Below are 17,508 nucleotides of genomic sequence, written 5' to 3'. Positions count from 1 at the left end.
GTGCAGAAGTTCAGTTTCGAGTCGCCGTCAGGCGAGCAGCGACACTGCCTCGTGGCGGTCATTGGTCAGGATCTCGAACATCGCGCGCCGGTTGGCCGTCAACTCGGCGCGCTCGAACGCCTTGCCCGCCACCTGGATTCGGCAGCTGGCGATCGCGGAGTTGTAGCAGTATTTCCTTGCGCCGTCCGTGTCGGTGTACGTCAGCCCAATCACGTCGGACGGTTGCGTCACGATCTCGCCCTCGATCATCTGGTCGGCGACCCGCCCGCCGAACGTCCATGTGAACGGCTGGTAGTGGCCGTGGGTCTGCAGGCTGCCGCGGATCGAGCGCACGGCGAACTCCTGACCGGCATGCCGGAACACGAACAACGTCACACCTGGCAACAGCACCGGCCCGAACGCCGCTCGGGCAGTGACGATCTCGAGCGTCGTATCCGGTGCGTCGTCGAATCCGCAGACCTGCCCATATGCGTATGACGGTGTGTGCCGGGTGCCCCAGTTGTGGTTGACGCTGCCGGTCCAGCCGTCGAGAACGAGGCGGACATCGTCGAGTTCGAGCAATCCGTCGAAGCGCGCGAGGGGATGGCGCACCGTCGTCTTGGCGGTCGGAAACCGCGCCGCGTAGGCACGGTCGGTGAGCAGCCGGACCGGTGCTTCGTCGCCCGGGGTGATGCGCAGGTCCCACCGCGCCGAGCGGCGCCCACCGGTGACCACCCCCTCGGCCGACCGGTCGTCGAGGACGGTCGCGGCGATGCGCGCGGTCCAGTCCTCATAGCCGTAGTCGGCCGACTCGATCGGGTACGGCTCCTTGAGCGCGCGGTTGCCTGCGCCGTCCGGGTCGAAGACCATCACCCACACGTCTGCGACCGCCTCCCCCGCCGTGGGGAGCAGCAGCGTCTCCCGGAGCCACAGCGCCTGAGGCAGGTCAGGGTGGTTGGCGCGGATGTAGCGACTCTCGTAATACGGGGGCTCCGCAGACGTCACCGGTTCAGCATCCAATACTTGGGGGGTGACCGGTGCCCAGATCGTGGCCTACGTATTGGCGATTGTGGCGGCGGCCGAAGCCGTCGCGCTGGCCGTGCTGTGGATCCGCTACACCCGCCAGCGTGCGGAACTCGACGAAGCCCACCGGCGTCTGGACACCAGGAACATGCTGTTCAGCGGCGGTCGCGAGGCGGTGAAGCAGGTGTGGCAGACCGCGAACATCCTGCGCAAGGACGGCCTCGGCGCGGCGGTGCGATCCTCGATCGAGGACCTTGCGGACTGGGCCGAGGTCGAACGGCCGGACCTGGCCCGGCTCTCGCCGAGCGGCAAGATGGTGATCCTGTTCTCCGACATCGAGGAGTCGACCGCGCTCAACGAACGCATCGGTGACCGCGCCTGGGTCCGACTGCTGGGCCGCCACGACAAGATGGTGCGCCGCCACGTGAAGAAACACTCGGGCTACGTGGTCAAGAGTCAGGGCGACGGGTTCATGGTGGCCTTCGCCCAACCGGAGGAAGCGGTGCGCTGCAGCATCGAGGTGCAGCAGTCACTTCGTCGTCCGGCCAACAGTATTCGCGTCCGGATGGGCATTCACATGGGTAAGTCGGTGCGCCGCGGTGACGACCTGTTCGGGCGCAATGTCGCGATGGCCGCCCGCGTGGCGAACGAAGCCAACGGCGGCGAGGTGCTGGTGAGCGAGGTGGTGCGCGACGCGCTAGCCGACGTCGAGGACATCGAGTTCGACGACGGCCGCGACGCCGAACTCAAGGGGTTCAACGGATCACACCGGCTCTATGCCGTCGCGTCCTGACCGTCGGCGTTGGTCTCGGCCACCCGCTGGTGTAGCCGCGCCCTGATGTCATCGGGTGTGTACGAATTGCGGCGCCGCTGATCGCGCGCGACCAGCGCCCCGCCTGCCACCACACCCGCCACACTCGCCAGCCCGACCCACTTCCAGATACCGCGCATGACGCTCAGTCTGCCTAAGCTGCGGATGTGAAACCAACCACCGTGTCGTTGGAGCAGGCGCTCGAGGCGACCCGCACCGGCGATCTGTGGCTGTTTCGCGGACGGTCGGGGCCGGACCGGGCGATTCAGTCGTTGACCAACAGCCCGGTCAACCACGTCGGGATGACGATCGCGATCGAAGACCTGCCGCCGCTGATCTGGCACGCCGAACTCGGCGACAAGCTGACCGACATGTGGACCGGGCGCAACCAACGAGGCGTGCAACTCAACGACGCACGCCTGGTGGTGGAGCGGTGGATCACCAACTATCACCAGCGCTGCTGGCTGCGCCAACTCACGCCGTACGCCAGCCGCGAGCAGGAGGACCGCGCGTTGAAGGTGGTCGCCCGCATGGACGGCACACCGTTCCCGAGCACCGCGCGGCTGACCGGCCGGTGGTTTCGCGGGCGCCTGGCCGTCACCGACTTCACCCGCGGAATTCCGTTCGTACACAAGAAGGTTCGCGATGCGACGCTACGCAGAAAACAGGAGAAGCTCCAAGTGGGGCTGCAGACCGCGTACTGCGCCGAGACCGTCGCAATCACCTACGAGGAGATGGGTTTGCTGACCTCGGAGAAGCACTACAACTGGTTCGACCCGGGCTCGTTCTGGAGCGGCGACACACTGCCGCTCGCGCCCGGCTACCAACTCAGCCCCGAAATCGCCGTGACGCTGGACTGATCGAGGCCCCGGAAACGAGGCTTGCAAGGCAAGGGAAACCCCTGCTTCTTTTTCGTTCCGGCCGCCATACCGTCATTGGCATGTTGACGTGGATGAAATTAACCGTGACACTCCTGCTCGCCGCACTCACGATGCTGTTGTCCGGGTGCGTCTTTGCCACCGGCACAGTCATCAGTACGGTCCCGATTCTGTAGCGCTAAAGGCGCGCGAAGCAGGGGTTGGCGTCCTCCTTGGGGATGGCGGCGTCTCGACTCGAGAATGTGCCGACCACGCCGGAGTCGGTGACCTCGACGCTGTCGGCTTGGATCCCGAGCGGGTAGTTGTCGTTGAGCTTCTTGGTCAGGTCGTTGAGCGCGGTCTGCACAGCGTCCTTGGGCAGTGGCCCGGTGACGTCGAGGACCTGCAGGTTGAGGTCACCGTCGGTGACGACGGGTTTGGCGCTGACACTGTTGTCGCCGGCCTCCAGGATCACCGTCCCCGCCGCGGGGTCGGTACGCACGCCCGTGACCAGATTGCCGACGCCGGGCAGGTTCGCGGCAACGGTGTCTTTGATACCGGCCGACTTCCAGCTCAGCGTCGCGTCGAGCGACCCGATGGTGCCCTTGGAATCTCCGGTGTCCTGCAACCGCACATCGGCGAGGGTGACCTGCGCGGTCATACCGTCGGCGCTCTGCACCCGGTTTCCGTCGGTGGTGACCGAGATATTGGTGTAATGCCCCGTCATGTGCTGCCACAGGAACGGGGGGTTCACTCCGAAGGAAATCTTGACGCCGTCTTCGGTCACGCACTCGGCGACCTCGGTCAAGATGCTGTCCGCGCGCTGCCGCGCATAGAGCTCGCCGGCGGCCAGGCCACCCGCCAGCAGGGCGAGCACGATGACGGCGACCAGCACGATCGACGTTTTGTTGAAACCGTGTCTGCGGCGCGGCTTCTCGTCGCCGCCCGGCGCCCCGAACGTTGGTGGTGGCGGCGGTGGGATCGGTTCTCGTCGATGGATCTGCTGGGTCGGCTGCACGTCGGCCGGTGACGGTGGTCGCGGGAAGCGTTGTGTCGGACCGGCGCTCGCCGGCCCCCTTGGGGTGCGGAGTTGCTCGGTCGGCCGCTCGTGCGGCGGCGGGGCCGGTTGCCGGGGCGGCTCCGGTGGCCGGGGCGGAGGTCGCCGCTGACCCGGGTGCGGTGGCGGCGAGCCACGGCCCCGCCAGTCAGGCGGACCCGGGCGGTGCGGCGGCTGCGTCACGTGCGCGATTCTGCCCTATCAGTACTCGAGAAGCCCCCGCCAGGGCGGGCCTGGCGGGGGCTCGTAGATCGAGTGCGGTACTACGCCCGCGGCGGCGGCGGGTTCGTCGTCCCGGTGTTGCGAACGGCCGGGTAGTCGGCGTCCCTGCGCTTCTTCAGTCCGAGCAAGCCCAGCAGGCCCAGGAGCCCTGCAAGCCCCCACAGACCGGTGTTGTCGCTTTCCTGCTCGTGCTCGACTTCCTGCGCCACCGTCGTGGTGGTCGTTGCGGGCACGGTCAGATCAGTCGCATTGGCGACACCAGCGCCGCCGAACAGCAGACCGAGAGTCACGGCGCCAACCGCCAGTGATTTATGCATTGTGTTGCTCCTTTTTGTGTCGGAGCTAGACGACCCATGGACTCCAAGCCCACCCCCCCTAGCTCGGGAGCAGGTGTTCACGCAGAAGAACCCGTTCAAACCTGATGCCGGCGAGATCTCACAATGCATCGCGCGTGCGTCGCTTGGTGGGCCGATCACTCGGCGCGAAACACGGCCTGTCGCCTGGCGAGGTAGTCCGCGAGGTTCTGCAGCGAAGAATTCATTCCGTCCGCGTGGTCGGCGGCCGAGATCCCGACCGGCACGTCGTCCGCGCGCAGTTCGACCCGGGTCCCGCCGTCGACCCTCGTCACCGACCACGTCATCGTCATCGTTCCGCCGAAAATCGCGTCGGCAGAGGCGAAGTCGACGGTTTGAACCATGCGTTCATCGGGCTCTATCTCGACGAAGCGTCCCTCGACGACATCGGAGTCAGCGTTGCTTTTGCCGCCCTGCGCGGGCGGGTGGCTGTAGGTCAGGACCATTCGGTAGGAGCCACCAGGCTGGGGGTCGAAGTGTTCGAATCGGCCGGTCATCCCCGACGGCGGAAGCCACTCGACCAGCGCCTCAGGGTCTACGAGCGCCTCGAAGACGCGGCTCAACGGCGCCTTGACCACCCGCGATGCGCTATCCGTGCGTGTCATCACCAACATTGAACCCGATTCGGCGATCGCAATTCTTGGGATCGGTAGCGCCTCCGGCGCCTTCTACTCATCGCACCGGCGACGCGACACGACGCGAAGCCTCGAGAAAAGGAACCAGGCAGACATGAACACACACGGCGCGAAGAAGTCGTTGATCGGGGCGACGCTGTTGGGGGGTGCGGCCCTCGCCGCAGCACTCACCGCGGGTGCCGCCCATGCGACCCCGTCACCGCATCCGGAGCTGAGGATCGAATACTCCGATGTCGCTGCCCCCGGCGACGGTTCGGTGCGCGCCAGCCATCCGCAATCGCGCTTGTGCGACGGCTCGGTGCGCGTCGCCAGCCCTACAGTCCAGGCGTGTGACGGCTCGGTGCGGGTAGCCCTCCCCTGACTTCGGTCTACTGGCGCGGCAGGGTCCTTCTCGCCTGCCACGTGACTCCCGCCACGGTGTTCGCCAGGTCCGGCCTGGCTTTGGCGAATGCCCGCAACGCTCGGTAGAACGACCAAACATGCCGGGGCGTCGGAACTTTCGGCACCCACGCCAACTCCCAGTGGATGCCGTTGATCGGATCGTCAAAGAAGACCGCGTAGTAGCCGGGCCAGTACTGCGGATACTCCCTCGGTGGGTCGGTGACCGGGACATCGCGCGCGACCAGGAACTCGCGGTGGAAGCAATCGACTTCTTTGCGGCTACGCGCCCACAGGGCGATGTGGTTGATGCCGACGGCCTGGTCGGCGTGGGTCAGCTTCGCCCCGGTGTGGGCAGGTTGAATGCCGATGTAGCTGTGCGGGTTGACGTAGCGCGTCATGTAGTAGATCGACTGGTACTCCATGTCCATCGACGAGAAGCTGCTGTATCCGAGCCAGCCGAACAACGCGTCGTAGAAGGCGATCGAGTCGTCGTAGTCCAGCACCGCAAACTCCACGTGACTGACCCCGCGCCACCGCATCGCGACCTCCCGCCCATTGTTTACTACGGAGTGTAGTATTCGTATGTCACGACGGTCATCGTTTCTCCAGATGGCGTGACCTCGTCCCGGGGACCGTCCGCCAGCACGAAGCCGACGCTTTCCAATACCCGACGAGATCCGTCGTTCTTCGGAGCGGTCCGTGCCGTCAACCGCGTCAATCCGGCTTCGGTGGCCAGACCAACGACTGCCGACAGACCCTGACGGGCCGCGCCGCGACCGCGTCCCTGCGGAGCCAACCAGAACCCGACCTCCGCATCGGATTCATGGATGTCGAAAAGGACAATGCTGCCGAGGAAGCCGTCGGACCACGCGTCCGCGATGGCCAGCACGGCGAGCGTGTCGTCGGCCAGACCGCGTGCGATGACGCCGTCGATCTGCTCGCGCACGATCTCTGCCGAGTACTCCCGCAGCGGTAGATGTGCGAACCGTCGCACCGCGTCGTCGTCAGTGCCCGCCGCGAAGGCGTGCGCGTCGCCGTGTCGCAGCCGCCGGACCGTCACGTTGCCTTCGCCGCGGGGAAGCCGGTCGGCGATCCTCACTTGCGGCGCTTCGACGCCTTGTTGCTGCGGTTGACCTCGACGGCTCGGTTGATCAGGGCCTTGAACGCCTCTGGGTCCAGTTCGTCGTCTTCGCGTAGATCGATCGACCGCCCGACGGGTGCCTGCAGACTCGCGTTGAAGAGTTCATCGGGGTCCTCGATGGACGAGCCCTTGGCGAAATTCACCTTGACCTTGCCTTTATACATCTCCAGCGTGCAGATGAGGCCGTCCAACGAGAACGCAGGCACACCATCGGGATTCGATGGCTTGCGCCATTTGATCTCCTCGACGACGTCGGGCTCGGCTTGTTTGATCAGTGACCGAATCTCCTCAACCCGGTCGACGCGCCAGTCGTCAGTCATACCTCGAATGTAACGCCTCGCCGCTACGACCCCGGCGAGACTACGTGCAGCAGTTTGGGTCCAAGACGGCGCATAACGCACCGAGCGCATCGCGGTGCGGCCGGTGGTACACGTTCATTCCGCGCCGGTCGGATTCGACCAGCCCAGCGCGTCGAAGCTGGTTCAGGTGATGGCTGACAGTCGATTCGGTCAACCCAAGTGCCGTCGCGAGTTCGCCGCTGTTCTGCTCGCCCGCCGACGAACTGAACAACATCGACATGATCTTCACCCTGGCCGGGTCAGCGAGCGCCTTGAGTCGAAGCGCGACGTGGAGCGCGTCGTCGTCACTCATCGGACCGGCGGCAACCGGCGCACAGCACACCGGCGCGGACATATCGATCACGGGCAACGACTTGGGCATGAAGCAAGTCTGCCACGGGTCTTGACATATATCAAAAAGGTGAGGAGGGTGGTGGACAGCCGGCTACTTCGATATATGTCTCACAAGTATGGAGGAACATCATGTCCCGCGTTCAGCTCGCCCTAAACGTCGACGATCTCGACGAAGCAATCACCTTCTACTCGAAGCTGTTCAACACTCCGCCCGCCAAGACCAAGGCGGGCTACGCGAACTTCGCCGTCACGGAACCACCCCTGAAGCTGGTCCTGCTGGAGAATCCCGGTAAGGGCGGCACGATCAACCACCTCGGAGTCGAGGTTGCGACGAGCGAGACCGTCCACGCCGAAATCGCCCGCCTGAGCGACGAAGGGCTGTTCACGGACGAAGAGATCGGCACCACCTGTTGTTTCGCCAAGCAGGACAAGGTCTGGGTGACGGGCCCAGCGGGCGAGAAGTGGGAGGTGTACACGGTGCTCGAAGACTCCGACACCTTCGGCACGAGCCCGCAGCACCCCGGTGACGGGCACGCTGAAGGCGGCGTCTGCTGCGGCGGTACGGCCGCGGACAGCGATGACAAGGTGGCGGCAACGTCTTCCTGCTGCTAGATGCGATGCGTCCCGCCGCGACCTCGTGGAGATCTGGTCGCGGCGGGCGCATCATCGAAGTATGGAGGCGGGCGGTACGAGCGTCGATCGAGCCGCGATCAACGCCGACCTCGAACGTGCCCGCATCGACTTCCACCGACTGCTCGACAGTGCCGAACCCTCGGACTGGACAAGGCCGACCGACGGCACCCGATGGACCAATGAAGAGTTGTTGTTCCACATAGTTTTCGGATACATGGTCGTTCAACGGCTGGTGGTGCTGATAGCGGTCTTCGGGCGGCTTCCGCGCGCGGCGAGCGCCGCGTTCGCTTGCATCCTCAACGCATCGACCCACCCCTTCCACCTGATCAATTACTACGGGTCGCGAGCCGCCGCGCTCGTGTACAACCGCCGCCGGATGGGGGCAAAGCTCGACCGGGTGATCAGTTCGCTCCAACAGCGGATGGCCAACAAACCCGACAGCGCCTTCCTCCGGGGTATGCATTTCCCGACGGGCTGGGACCCCTTCTTCAGCGACTACATGACGCTGGAGGATCTCTACCGATACCCAGGGCGGCACTTCGACTTCCACTCCCGCCAGCTCACCCTCACCCGGAAAATCTGAGGGCAGCTCCGGTCCACTCGAAGTTCATTTGTGCCCTGGATCGATACCTGTCAATATCGATGGATGTCTAAGTCACGTCACCCGCTGGACGACGGGACGGCCTGCGCCTACGCTCCCGTGATCCGCGAACCGTTGTCGGTCGCTGCCGCTGCCGACATCGCAGCCAAACTCAAGGCCCTGTCCGACCCAGTGCGCCTGCGCCTGTTCAGCCTGGTCGCCAGTCACGCCGGTGGAGAGGCCTGTGTCTGTGACATTTCCAGCGACTTCGACGTCACCCAACCGACAATCTCTCACCACCTCAAGGTCCTCAAAGACGCCGGGCTTCTCGCCTCCGAGCGTCGTGGGTCCTGGGTGTACTACTCCGTCCGTACTGAGACTTTGATGACCCTCTCGTCGCTACTGAGCACGGTCGCCGACGAGGCGGCACCGGCGTGACGGGTCCCGTCACCGCGGACACGCATCCCGCCGTTGTGGAGAGACTGTCGCTGCTCGACCGCTTCCTGCCGGTGTGGATCGGTATCGCGATGGCCGCCGGACTGTTTCTCGGACGACTCGTTCCAGGCCTGAACACTGCCTTGAATCACGTTGAGATCGATGGCATCTCGTTGCCGATCGCGCTCGGCTTGCTGATCATGATGTATCCGGTGCTGGCAAAGGTCCGATACGACCGACTCGACACCGTCGCCGCCGACCGCAAGTTGCTCATCAGCTCGTTGGTACTCAACTGGGTGCTCGGCCCGGCGCTGATGTTCGCGCTGGCCTGGCTGCTGCTGTCCGACCTGCCCGAATACCGCACCGGCCTTATCATCGTGGGTCTCGCGAGATGCATTGCCATGGTGATTATCTGGAATGACCTCGCCTGTGGCGACCGCGAAGCCGCCGCCGTTCTGGTCGCGCTCAACTCGATCTTCCAGGTCATCATGTTCGCGGTGCTCGGTTGGTTCTACCTGTCGGTGCTACCCGGCTGGCTCGGCCTGGAACAGACGACCATCAGCACCTCGCCCTGGGACATCGCCAAATCCGTGCTGATTTTCCTGGGCATTCCACTGCTCGCGGGATACCTGTCCCGGCGGCTCGGAGAGCGGGCCAAGGACCGCGCCTGGTACGAATCGACGTTCCTGCCCAAAGTCGGCCCTTGGGCGCTGTACGGCCTGGTGTTCACCATCGTGAATCTCTTTGCGTTGCAAGGCGAACAGATCATGAGCCGTCCCCTGGACGTTGTCCGCATCGCCTTGCCGCTGCTGGCTTACTTCGCCGTGATGTGGGGCGGCGGCTACCTCCTCGGAGCCCTGCTGGGGCTGGGCTACCAGCGCACCACCACCCTTGCGTTCACCGCGGCGGGCAATAACTTCGAACTCGCCATCGCCGTAGCCATCGCCACATATGGCGCCACCTCGGGCCAGGCACTCGCCGGAGTCGTCGGCCCGCTCATCGAAGTACCCGTGCTCGTCGCCCTCGTCTACGTCTCACTCGCCCTTCGCCGCCGTTTCACCGACGAATCGACCCCAGTACCCGTCACGTCCGATCGGAGCGCGCGATGACAGGAAAGGTGGCCGACGGCAAGCCGACCGTGTTGTTCCTGTGCACCCACAACGCCGGACGGTCCCAGATGGCGCTGGGCTACTTCGTCCACATGGCCGGGGATGACGCCGTTGGCTGGTCCGGCGGCTCCGAACCAGCCAATGAGATCAGCCCCTCCGCAATCGAGGCCATGGCAGAAGTCGGCATCGACATCACCGACGAGTTCCCCAAGCCCTGGACCGACGAGATCGTCCAAGCCGCAGATGTCGTCGTCACCATGGGTTGTGGAGACACGTGTCCCGTCTTCCCCGGAAAGCGGTACGAGAATTGGGAGTTGCCCGATCCCGCAGGCCAGTCGGTTGACGCCGTTCGATCGATCCGTGACGACATCGAAGAGCGCGTCCGCCGCCTACTCGATGCTCTCGGCGTCGTCGTTCGACGCGTGCCCCGTGCGTAGCGGCAATGCTGGAAGGGCCACTGAACTCAATGTCTAGACGTTGAACCGGAACTCGACCACATCGCGGTGGGCTAACGAATCTCGGTCTAGCCGATTGGCGTGAACGCCAACAGCGGAATCTTTCGATCCCCGGAGGATGCTTCGTACTGGTTGTAACCGGGGTTCCATTGCTTGGCAAGCGCCCACAGGCGGTCATAGTCAGCATCTGTGACTTCCTGACCTAGGAATCGTCCCTCGAACCCTCCCCCGCAGAGCGTTACCGTGGGATTGGCCACAACGTTGTGATACCACGCCGGATGTCGGGTGCCACCGTAGTTCGACGCGACCAGAATCACGCGGTCGTCGTCTGAGAAATAGATCAGCGGCGTGGCACGCTCGGTTCCCGACTTGGCGCCCTTGTGGATCAGCAGAACGCAACGCGGCCAAGCGCCTATCGAACTCACCCGACCGCGCGTGCGACGCATGAGCGCGGGATCAACTCGCGGAGAGACGTGCCTCAGATACCACTGCCCCATTGGCGTCATGGCGAACCGACCAATAACGCCCTTGACGAAGCCTCTGCTATCAGTCGTCGGATCTACCGTCGGGATCGGCATGGCGAAATCGTAACGGTGCCGAGCCGAAGCTTAGGAGAACTGCGGCAACGAGCGTCCAGCCGTCAGACGCCTAGACGTTGAACCGGAACTCGACCACGTCGCAGTTCGTCAGCACCGCTAGGACTGGCTCTCATCGATCGACCGCCGGGTCTCTGCCACTGCACGCCGAATCTCGGCCTCGTCCCGTTTCTCAGCTGCTTTGGAGCGACTTTCCCTGTCAGCGACGCGTTGCAGACGATCGCGCTCACGCTCTTCGCTGGCACCTTCACGCTCGTCCGCACGCCGCTCGCGCTCATCCGCCGCCTGCTCGCGATCCTCGGCGATACGGTCCCGTTCATCGGCCGTCCGGTCGCGTTCGTCGGCGATTCGCTCCCGCCGCAACTGTTCAAATTCGCGCCGTCCAAGGGCCTGCTCGTGCTCATCCATCTCAGCGATGCGCCGATCGGAGTCATCCCCACCATCGGCATCTCCATTACCGATCATCGGGTAACCCTAACGCCGCCGCGATCGCTGTGGAATCAGCGAGCGGCGGCTTTGCCGCCTGACGTTTGTCCGTGGCGGAATTCCACCACGTCACCGTCGGTGTCGCCGAGTGTGGACACTGTTCCGCACGCTGCGATCACTCAAGCGCAGCGGAAAGTGCGCTGGTATCAGGAAGGACTCGTTCCTCAACCAGCTTGCCCCACACGATGCGGGTGAACTGCACACCGCGGTACACCAACTCTCCATTCCGTTTCGCGGCGTAACGAGTCGCCATCCTGGTGGACCACGGCCCACCCTCGATGAGTATGTCTTCTACTTCGAATCGCAGGCCGGGAAGGCGACGGAAGAGTTCATTGCGTAGCCAGTCACGCATCGCGGCGGCGCCATGAAGCTCCGTCGCGAGCGGGTGGTCACCGAGGTAGACGAAGTGGACGTCGTCCGCGATGGGGATTTCGTCGATGCGTTGATCGGACAGTCGGTCCCACAGCGTGTATGCCTGTTTACGGACGAACCACCGATACAGCACTTTCCGAGCGTAAGCATGCCCGGGAATGCGTGGGCGCGGATTGGACTAGTAAGGCGACAATCTATCGATTACTTCTTGCCACTCCCTGACGTTCCTCCGTGACGGAACTCAACCACGTCGCCGTCGGCCATGACGTAGTCCTTGCCTTCCATCCGCACCTTGCCTGCGGCCTTGGCCGCGGCCATCGATCCGGCCTCGATCAGGTCGTCGTAGGAGACGATCTCGGCTTTGATGAAGCCCTTCTCGAAGTCGGTGTGGATCACACCTGCCGCCTTCGGCGCGGTATCGCCCTGGTGAATCGTCCACGCGCGGGCCTCTTTCGGGCCGGCGGTCAAAAACGTCTGCAACTTCAGCGTGTGAAAACCGGCGCGCGCCAACGCATCCAGCCCCCGCTCGGTCTGGCCAATGGACTCCAACAGCTCGGCGGCCGACTCGTCGTCGAGCTCCTGCAGCTCGGCCTCGATCTTCGCGTCCAGGAATACCGCGTCGGCGGGTGCGACCAGTTCACGTAGCTCCGCCTTGCGCTCCTCGTCGGTCAGCACGGCCTCGTCGGCGTTGAACACGTACAGGAACGGTTTGGTGGTCAGCAGATTCAGCTCCCGCAGCGGCGCGACATCGCTTCCGGCGGCGAACAACGTGGTTCCTTCGTTGAGGACTTCCTGCGCAGCCACGGCGGCCTCATACGCGGGCCGGCGTTCCTTATGCGTCCTGGCCTCCTTTTCCAGCCGCGGTAGCGCCTTCTCCAGCGTCTGCATATCCGCCAGGATCAGCTCGGTCTCGATCACTTCGATGTCGGACTTGGGATCGATGCGGCCGTCAACATGCGCCACATCGTCGTCGCTGAACACGCGCACCACCTGGCAGATCGCATCGCTCTCGCGGATGTTGGCGAGGAACTTGTTGCCCAGCCCGGCGCCTTCGGAGGCGCCCTTGACGATCCCGGCGATATCAACGAAGGTGACCGGCGCATGAACGATCTTTTCCGACCCGAACATCTTGGCGAGCTCGGCCAGTCGCGGATCGGGCAGCGGAACGACACCCTCGTTGGGTTCGATCGTGGCGAACGGGTAGTTGGCCGCGAGGACGTCGTTGCGCGTCAACGCGTTGAACAGCGTCGATTTCCCGACGTTCGGCAGGCCGACGATTCCCAGGTTCAAGCTCACAGAGTCCAGAGTCTAGGAGACCGCGACGGGCACGCCAGAACCGCGCTGACAGCCACACGGAGCCAGAGCCGGTACGGTCTACCTGTGTCAGCACAGCGCGCGCGGTCGGCCGTCGGCGCCGACCACCGCTCCGCGCATCCCAACTTTCCCGGTGTGCCCGGGTGGGGCGGCGTGCTGATCGCGGTCACCCTGACGACGGTCGGGTTCGCGTTCGACGCCGGATCGGGCAGCCGAGAACTCAGCTCCGTGTTCGCGGCGTTCTACGTCCTCGGCTGCCTCGCGGCCGTGCTGGCGGTCCGCCAGCAAGCCGTGTTCACCGCCGTCATCCAGCCGCCGCTGCTGTTGTTCGTCAGCGTGCCCGGCGCCTACTTCCTGCTCACCGGCGGCCAGTTCACCGGGGTGAAGGACCTGGCGATCAATTGCGGCTATCCGCTGATCGAGCGCTTCCCCCTGATGTTCTTCACGTCGGCGGCCGTGCTGCTGATCGGTTTGTGCCGCTGGTACATCGGGATGTCAACACGCCGCACATCTCCGGCCACCTCCGAGGACAGCGAGGCGAAAGAGCCCGCATTGGCCGCGGCCGTCACGGCAGCGGTCACGGCAGCGGCGGCCAAGATCTCGCCGCTGTTCGCCCGCACGCCACGTGACGAGGACGACGAGGTTGCCCCCCGGCCGCGCCGCAAGCGCCCCGACAACGCGAGCCGGACCGCCCGCGCGGACCGTACGTCGTCGCGAACCAGCAGGGCGCACGCAGATCGCAGCGGCCGGCCGGCCCGGCGCAGCACGACGTCACGGTCGCGCCATGTGCGCCCTCCTGCCACCGAGATCATCGAGCCGATCGCCGAACGTCCTCGACGCGCTCGCTCCGGCAGGCACGCCGAGCCGCCGCCGGGGCCCGAGCCCCGGCGCAGACCGCGCACGTCGAACCCGCGTCAGCCGGGTCCTCCGCCGTCCGAACGCCGCGCCGGCTACGACCGCAGGAGTCAGGACCGGACAGCGGACCGGCCCGAGCGCCGCCGTCGCTTCGACGACTACCAGCCTCGCGAGCCGCACGGCCGAAACGGCAGCAACAACGGGTCAGGCAACGGGACCCACCATCCGATCTCCCGGGTGCGCTACCGCGGCGAGGAAGCCGACGACCGCGCGGAATACCGCACCCGCCGCCGCGCTCCCCGCGGCTCGGAGGCCGACTCCTGGGAGTACGACATCTAGTCTCGGGCGCGCTCGACGAGCGTCACGCGCGGGCGGGGCGGATCTCCCGAGGCAACGCGAACACGAGTGTCTCGTTGGCCGTCGTCACCGGCTGCACCATGTCGTAGCCGTACTCGGCCAGCCGCTCCAGGACGCCGCGCACCAGGATCTCCGGCACCGACGCGCCGGACGTGATGCCGACCGTCGTCACGCCCTCGAGCCACGCGGGGTCGATGTCGTCGGCGTAGTCGACCAGGTGAGCGGCGTCCGAACCGGCGCCCAAGGCCACCTCGACCAGGCGCACCGAGTTCGACGAGTTCCGCGAGCCGACGACGATCACCAGCTCGCACTCCGGGGCCATCGCCTTGACGGCCACCTGGCGGTTCTGGGTGGCGTAACAGATGTCATCGCTGGGTGGGTCCTGCAGGGTCGGGAACTTCTCCCGCAGCCGACGCACCGTCTCCATCGTCTCGTCCACGCTCAGCGTGGTCTGCGACAGCCAGATGACCTTGCTCTCGTCACGCACGGTGACGTTGTCGACCGAATCCGGTCCGTCGACGAGCTGGACGTGGTCGGGCGCCTCGCCGGCGGTCCCGATGACCTCCTCGTGGCCCTCGTGGCCGATCAACAGGATGTCGTAGTCGTCCCTGGCGAATCGCTTGGCCTCGTTGTGGACCTTGGTGACCAGCGGGCAGGTCGCATCGATGACCTTGAGGTCGCGCTCCTTGGCGGTCTGGTGCACGGTCGGGGCCACGCCGTGCGCGGAGAACACCACGATCGCGCCCTCGGGCACCTCGTCGGTCTCGTCGACGAAGACGGCTCCGGCCTTGGCCAACGTTTCTACGACGTGGCGGTTGTGCACGATCTCGTGGCGCACGTAGACCGGGGCGCCGTGCTTCTCCAGCGCACGCTCGACGGTCTCGACGGCGCGATCGACTCCCGCGCAGTACCCGCGCGGTTCGGCCAGCAGTACGCGTTTCCCGGTCACGCCACCGGCGACCGAGCTCGAGGCGCCCGGAATCCCCATGTTGATTGTCGGCGGCATGGCTACCAGGGTACGCACAGTGCCGTTCCAAGGCCGTTCGTCCCAGCCGAGAAGCCGCCCGTAGGCTGTGACCATGGCAACCGCACCGTATGGGGTCCGTCTGCTGGTTGGCGCGGCGGTAACCGCCATCGAGGAAACCCGCAAGCTGCCCCAGACCATCCTGATGTACCCGATGACCGTCGTCAGTAGCCTCGCGCACCTGGTGATGAAGGTGCAGCAGGACGTCGCCGACCTGGTCAACAAGGGTGACGAGACGCTGGAGACGATCTTCCCGCCCAAGGACGAGCAGCCCGAGTGGGCCACCTTCGACGAAGACGACGACGACTTCGAGGCGCCGAGTTCGGCCGCCTCGAGCGACGGCGAACGCATGACCGAGGGCCGCTTCGCGCTGTTCAGCAACGGTGAGCCGCAGTCGACGCCCGAACAAGACGGCGAAGATGCCGGCCTGGCGATCGGCGAGGCCCCCGAGATCGTCACCGAACTCGACTACGAGTCGCTGACGCTGGCTCAGCTGCGCGCGCGGCTGAACACGCTGCGCGTGGCCGACCTCGAGGCGCTGCTGGCCTACGAGGAAGCCACCAAGGGCCGTGCCCCGTTCCAGACGCTGCTTGCCAACAGGATCACCCGCGCGTCAGCCAAGTGAGCACGCCGGCGGGGCCCCGAAGATGACCGACGCCGAGCAGGGCCAGTCGCCGGAGAACCCGTTTCCGGTGCGCTCCGTGTCGATGAAGATCAAGGACTGGATCGAACGGCTGGGCACGGTCTGGGTCGAAGGGCAGGTCGCCCAGCTCTCGACGCGGCCGAACTCCAGCACCGCCTACATCACGCTGCGCGACCCGTCGGTCGACATGTCGCTGTCGATCACCTGCCCACGCGAGCTGGTGCTCAACGCGCCGGTGAAACTCACCGAGGGCACCCGGGTGGTCATGCTGGGACGGCCGAACTTCTTCGTCGGTCGGGGCTCGTTCTCGTTGCGAGTCAACCAGATTCGCGCGGTGGGTGTGGGCGAGCTGTTGGCGCGTATCGAACGCCTGCGCCAGCTGTTGCACGCCGAGGGACTCTTCGACCCGCGGCTCAAGCGGCCGATTCCGTTCCTGCCGAACACGATCGGGCTGATCACCAGCCGCGGCAGCCACGCCGAACACGACGTGATCTCGGTGGCCACCGGCCGCTGGCCCGCCGTGCGCTTCGCAGTCCGCAACACCGCCGTGCAGGGCCCCAACACGGTCCCGCAGGTGGTCGAGGCGCTGCGGGGACTGGACGCCGACCCCGACGTCGACGTGATCGTCATCGCCCGCGGCGGTGGCAGCGTCGAAGACCTGCTGCCCTTCTACGACGAGACGCTGTGCCGCGAGATCGTCAAGTGCACCACACCGGTGGTCAGCGCGATCGGACACGAACCCGACAACCCGCTGTGCGACCTGGTCGCCGATCTGCGCGCCGCGACGCCGACCGACGCCGCCAAGCGCATCGTTCCCGACGCGGCCGCCGAACAGGCCTACATCACCGATCTGTGCCGTCGAGGTGGCCGCGCGCTGCGCAACTGGGTGCACCGTGAGGAACATGCCCTCGATCAGTTACGCAGCAGGCCGGTGCTCGCGCAGCCGCTGGCGGCGATCACCGCGCGCGCCGACGAGGTCGACCGTCTGCGCGCGACCGCACGCCGCGACGTCACCCGGCTGGTGGCCACCGAGACCGATCGCATCGGGCATCTGTCGGCACGGCTGAGCACACTGGGCCCTGCGGCGACCCTGGCGCGCGGCTATGCCGTGGTGCAGACGATGCCCGACGCCCAGGTGTTGCGCACCACTGCGGACGCCGCCAGCGGTGTGCGGCTGCGGGTCCGGGTGGCGGACGGGGCGATCACCGCGATCAGCGAGGGGCCGGAAGGGGCAGAAGATGAAGCCTATTAGTGAACTGGGATACGAGGAAGCGCGTGAAGAGTTGGTCGCGGTCGTCCAGCAACTCGAGCAGGGGGGCCTCGACTTGGATACGTCGCTGAAACTGTGGGAACGCGGTGAGGAGCTGGCTAAACGCTGTGAAGAGCACTTAGCTGGCGCCCGCAAGCGCATCGAGGAGGCACTGGCCGCCAACGACGGCGACGAAAGTTGACAGCGCAACGTTTTCTTCTCCGAGGGGTCGAAACTGTAACACGTTTC

General features: G+C 65.6%; 24 protein-coding genes and 2 pseudogenes. 12 read left to right on the top strand and 14 right to left on the bottom strand.

Going from position 1 to position 17,508, the window contains the following annotated elements:
* Nucleotides 1–27 precede the first annotated feature (27 nt).
* A complete protein-coding gene (locus tag A5759_RS06790; protein WP_068195440.1) occupies nt 28–984 on the bottom strand; it encodes a hypothetical protein in 957 nt (318 codons plus the stop codon).
* A gap of 25 nt (nt 985–1,009) precedes the next feature.
* Between A5759_RS06790 and A5759_RS06785 the strand changes: the two genes are divergently transcribed.
* A complete protein-coding gene (locus tag A5759_RS06785) occupies nt 1,010–1,795 on the top strand; it encodes an adenylate/guanylate cyclase domain-containing protein (RefSeq protein ID WP_068195437.1) in 786 nt (261 codons plus the stop codon).
* Here A5759_RS06785 and A5759_RS25885 read toward each other — a convergent pair.
* On the bottom strand, nt 1,777–1,953 hold the full coding sequence (locus tag A5759_RS25885) for a hypothetical protein (protein ID WP_094288903.1): 177 nt from the start codon (nt 1,951–1,953) through the stop codon (nt 1,777–1,779). The genes A5759_RS06785 and A5759_RS25885 overlap by 19 nt on opposite strands.
* Nucleotides 1,954–1,995: 42 nt before the next feature.
* Between A5759_RS25885 and A5759_RS06780 the strand changes: the two genes are divergently transcribed.
* Nucleotides 1,996–2,673, top strand: coding sequence for a guanylate cyclase (locus tag A5759_RS06780; protein WP_068195658.1), 678 nt, complete (start codon nt 1,996–1,998; stop codon nt 2,671–2,673).
* 196 nt (nt 2,674–2,869) lie between these two features.
* On the opposite strand, the gene A5759_RS06775 is transcribed toward A5759_RS06780, so the two are convergent.
* From A5759_RS06775 to A5759_RS06765, 3 genes are all read right to left on the bottom strand, one after another.
* Nucleotides 2,870–3,910, bottom strand: coding sequence for a DUF2993 domain-containing protein (locus A5759_RS06775; protein ID WP_231984571.1), 1,041 nt, complete (start codon nt 3,908–3,910; stop codon nt 2,870–2,872).
* Between the two features lie 80 nt (nt 3,911–3,990).
* Nucleotides 3,991–4,266 carry a WGxxGxxG family protein gene (locus A5759_RS06770; RefSeq protein WP_066807980.1) on the bottom strand — a complete coding sequence of 92 codons (276 nt, stop codon included), beginning with the start codon at nt 4,264–4,266 and terminating at the stop codon, nt 3,991–3,993.
* A 155-nt stretch (nt 4,267–4,421) separates the two neighbouring features.
* Entirely contained in the window at nt 4,422–4,907 is a 486-nt protein-coding gene (locus A5759_RS06765) for an SRPBCC family protein (RefSeq protein ID WP_068195655.1), read from the bottom strand.
* A gap of 124 nt (nt 4,908–5,031) precedes the next feature.
* Here A5759_RS06765 and A5759_RS06760 point away from each other — a divergent pair, with 124 nt between their 5' ends.
* Nucleotides 5,032–5,298, top strand: coding sequence for a hypothetical protein (locus A5759_RS06760; protein ID WP_068195431.1), 267 nt, complete (start codon nt 5,032–5,034; stop codon nt 5,296–5,298).
* Nucleotides 5,299–5,305: 7 nt separating this feature from the next.
* Here the strand turns inward: A5759_RS06760 and A5759_RS06755 are convergent, their stop codons facing one another.
* Genes A5759_RS06755 through A5759_RS06740 form a run of 4 tightly spaced genes read right to left on the bottom strand, consistent with a single transcriptional unit; the run spans nt 5,306 to nt 7,179 of the window.
* Nucleotides 5,306–5,857: a VOC family protein gene (locus A5759_RS06755; protein WP_068195428.1), complete on the bottom strand. Its 552-nt coding sequence runs from the start codon at nt 5,855–5,857 to the stop codon at nt 5,306–5,308.
* 23 nt (nt 5,858–5,880) lie between these two features.
* Nucleotides 5,881–6,417 (bottom strand): GNAT family N-acetyltransferase, encoded by a 537-nt coding sequence (locus tag A5759_RS06750; protein WP_068195425.1) that lies wholly within the window; start codon nt 6,415–6,417, stop codon nt 5,881–5,883.
* On the bottom strand, nt 6,414–6,779 hold the full coding sequence (locus tag A5759_RS06745) for a DUF1801 domain-containing protein (protein WP_068195422.1): 366 nt from the start codon (nt 6,777–6,779) through the stop codon (nt 6,414–6,416). Before A5759_RS06745 ends, A5759_RS06750 begins: the two co-directional genes overlap by 4 nt.
* Nucleotides 6,780–6,819: 40 nt before the next feature.
* Nucleotides 6,820–7,179, bottom strand: coding sequence for an Rv2640c family ArsR-like transcriptional regulator (locus A5759_RS06740; RefSeq protein WP_068195417.1), 360 nt, complete (start codon nt 7,177–7,179; stop codon nt 6,820–6,822).
* A 101-nt stretch (nt 7,180–7,280) separates the two neighbouring features.
* On the opposite strand from A5759_RS06740, the gene A5759_RS06735 reads away from it, so the two are divergent.
* From A5759_RS06735 to A5759_RS06715, 5 genes and pseudogenes are all read left to right on the top strand, one after another.
* Nucleotides 7,281–7,763 carry an ArsI/CadI family heavy metal resistance metalloenzyme gene (locus tag A5759_RS06735; RefSeq protein WP_068195414.1) on the top strand — a complete coding sequence of 161 codons (483 nt, stop codon included), beginning with the start codon at nt 7,281–7,283 and terminating at the stop codon, nt 7,761–7,763.
* 61 nt (nt 7,764–7,824) lie between these two features.
* The gene (locus tag A5759_RS06730; RefSeq protein WP_068195412.1) at nt 7,825–8,367 is read left to right on the top strand and encodes a DinB family protein; all 543 of its coding nucleotides are present in this window, start codon (nt 7,825–7,827) and stop codon (nt 8,365–8,367) included.
* Nucleotides 8,368–8,430: 63 nt separating this feature from the next.
* Entirely contained in the window at nt 8,431–8,802 is a 372-nt protein-coding gene (locus A5759_RS06725; protein WP_068195407.1) for a metalloregulator ArsR/SmtB family transcription factor, read from the top strand.
* Nucleotides 8,799–9,855 (top strand): annotated as a pseudogene (arsB, locus tag A5759_RS06720) (ACR3 family arsenite efflux transporter); the annotation flags it as partial. The gene A5759_RS06725 and the pseudogene arsB, both read left to right, overlap by 4 nt.
* Nucleotides 9,856–9,910: 55 nt before the next feature.
* Nucleotides 9,911–10,345: pseudogene (locus A5759_RS06715) on the top strand (arsenate reductase ArsC); the annotation flags it as partial.
* 86 nt (nt 10,346–10,431) lie between these two features.
* Here the strand turns inward: A5759_RS06715 and A5759_RS06710 are convergent.
* From A5759_RS06710 to ychF, 4 genes are all read right to left on the bottom strand, one after another.
* On the bottom strand, nt 10,432–10,941 hold the full coding sequence (locus A5759_RS06710) for a nitroreductase family deazaflavin-dependent oxidoreductase (RefSeq protein ID WP_068195402.1): 510 nt from the start codon (nt 10,939–10,941) through the stop codon (nt 10,432–10,434).
* Between the two features lie 117 nt (nt 10,942–11,058).
* Nucleotides 11,059–11,424, bottom strand: coding sequence for a hypothetical protein (locus A5759_RS06705; RefSeq protein ID WP_068195399.1), 366 nt, complete (start codon nt 11,422–11,424; stop codon nt 11,059–11,061).
* Between the two features lie 136 nt (nt 11,425–11,560).
* Nucleotides 11,561–11,950: a nuclear transport factor 2 family protein gene (locus tag A5759_RS06700; RefSeq protein ID WP_068195395.1), complete on the bottom strand. Its 390-nt coding sequence runs from the start codon at nt 11,948–11,950 to the stop codon at nt 11,561–11,563.
* Between the two features lie 68 nt (nt 11,951–12,018).
* Nucleotides 12,019–13,113, bottom strand: coding sequence for a redox-regulated ATPase YchF (gene ychF / locus A5759_RS06695; RefSeq protein WP_068195391.1), 1,095 nt, complete (start codon nt 13,111–13,113; stop codon nt 12,019–12,021).
* 84 nt (nt 13,114–13,197) lie between these two features.
* Between ychF and A5759_RS06690 the strand changes: the two genes are divergently transcribed.
* Nucleotides 13,198–14,325, top strand: coding sequence for a DUF6542 domain-containing protein (locus tag A5759_RS06690; protein WP_068195388.1), 1,128 nt, complete (start codon nt 13,198–13,200; stop codon nt 14,323–14,325).
* A 22-nt stretch (nt 14,326–14,347) separates the two neighbouring features.
* Here the strand turns inward: A5759_RS06690 and A5759_RS06685 are convergent, their stop codons facing one another.
* Nucleotides 14,348–15,349: a 4-hydroxy-3-methylbut-2-enyl diphosphate reductase gene (locus tag A5759_RS06685; protein WP_068195652.1), complete on the bottom strand. Its 1,002-nt coding sequence runs from the start codon at nt 15,347–15,349 to the stop codon at nt 14,348–14,350.
* Nucleotides 15,350–15,422: 73 nt separating this feature from the next.
* On the opposite strand from A5759_RS06685, the gene A5759_RS06680 reads away from it, so the two are divergent.
* The 3 genes from A5759_RS06680 to A5759_RS06670 are packed head-to-tail and all read left to right on the top strand — an operon-like array spanning nt 15,423 to nt 17,461.
* Complete coding sequence (locus tag A5759_RS06680) at nt 15,423–15,992, top strand: lipid droplet-associated protein (RefSeq protein ID WP_068195385.1); 570 nt, start codon at nt 15,423–15,425, stop codon at nt 15,990–15,992.
* 22 nt (nt 15,993–16,014) lie between these two features.
* The gene (xseA, locus tag A5759_RS06675; protein WP_068195382.1) at nt 16,015–17,262 is read left to right on the top strand and encodes an exodeoxyribonuclease VII large subunit; all 1,248 of its coding nucleotides are present in this window, start codon (nt 16,015–16,017) and stop codon (nt 17,260–17,262) included.
* On the top strand, nt 17,249–17,461 hold the full coding sequence (locus A5759_RS06670; protein WP_068195378.1) for an exodeoxyribonuclease VII small subunit: 213 nt from the start codon (nt 17,249–17,251) through the stop codon (nt 17,459–17,461). The genes xseA and A5759_RS06670 overlap by 14 nt, the downstream gene beginning before the upstream one ends.
* Nucleotides 17,462–17,508: the final 47 nt, after the last annotated feature.

This window comes from Mycobacterium sp. 852014-52144_SCH5372336 (assembly GCF_001665615.1).
GTDB classification, from domain to species: Bacteria; Actinomycetota; Actinomycetes; order Mycobacteriales; family Mycobacteriaceae; genus Mycobacterium; species Mycobacterium neumannii_A.
Note: the sequence above shows the minus strand (reverse complement) of the source record. Positions and strands in the feature narration are given on the sequence as shown.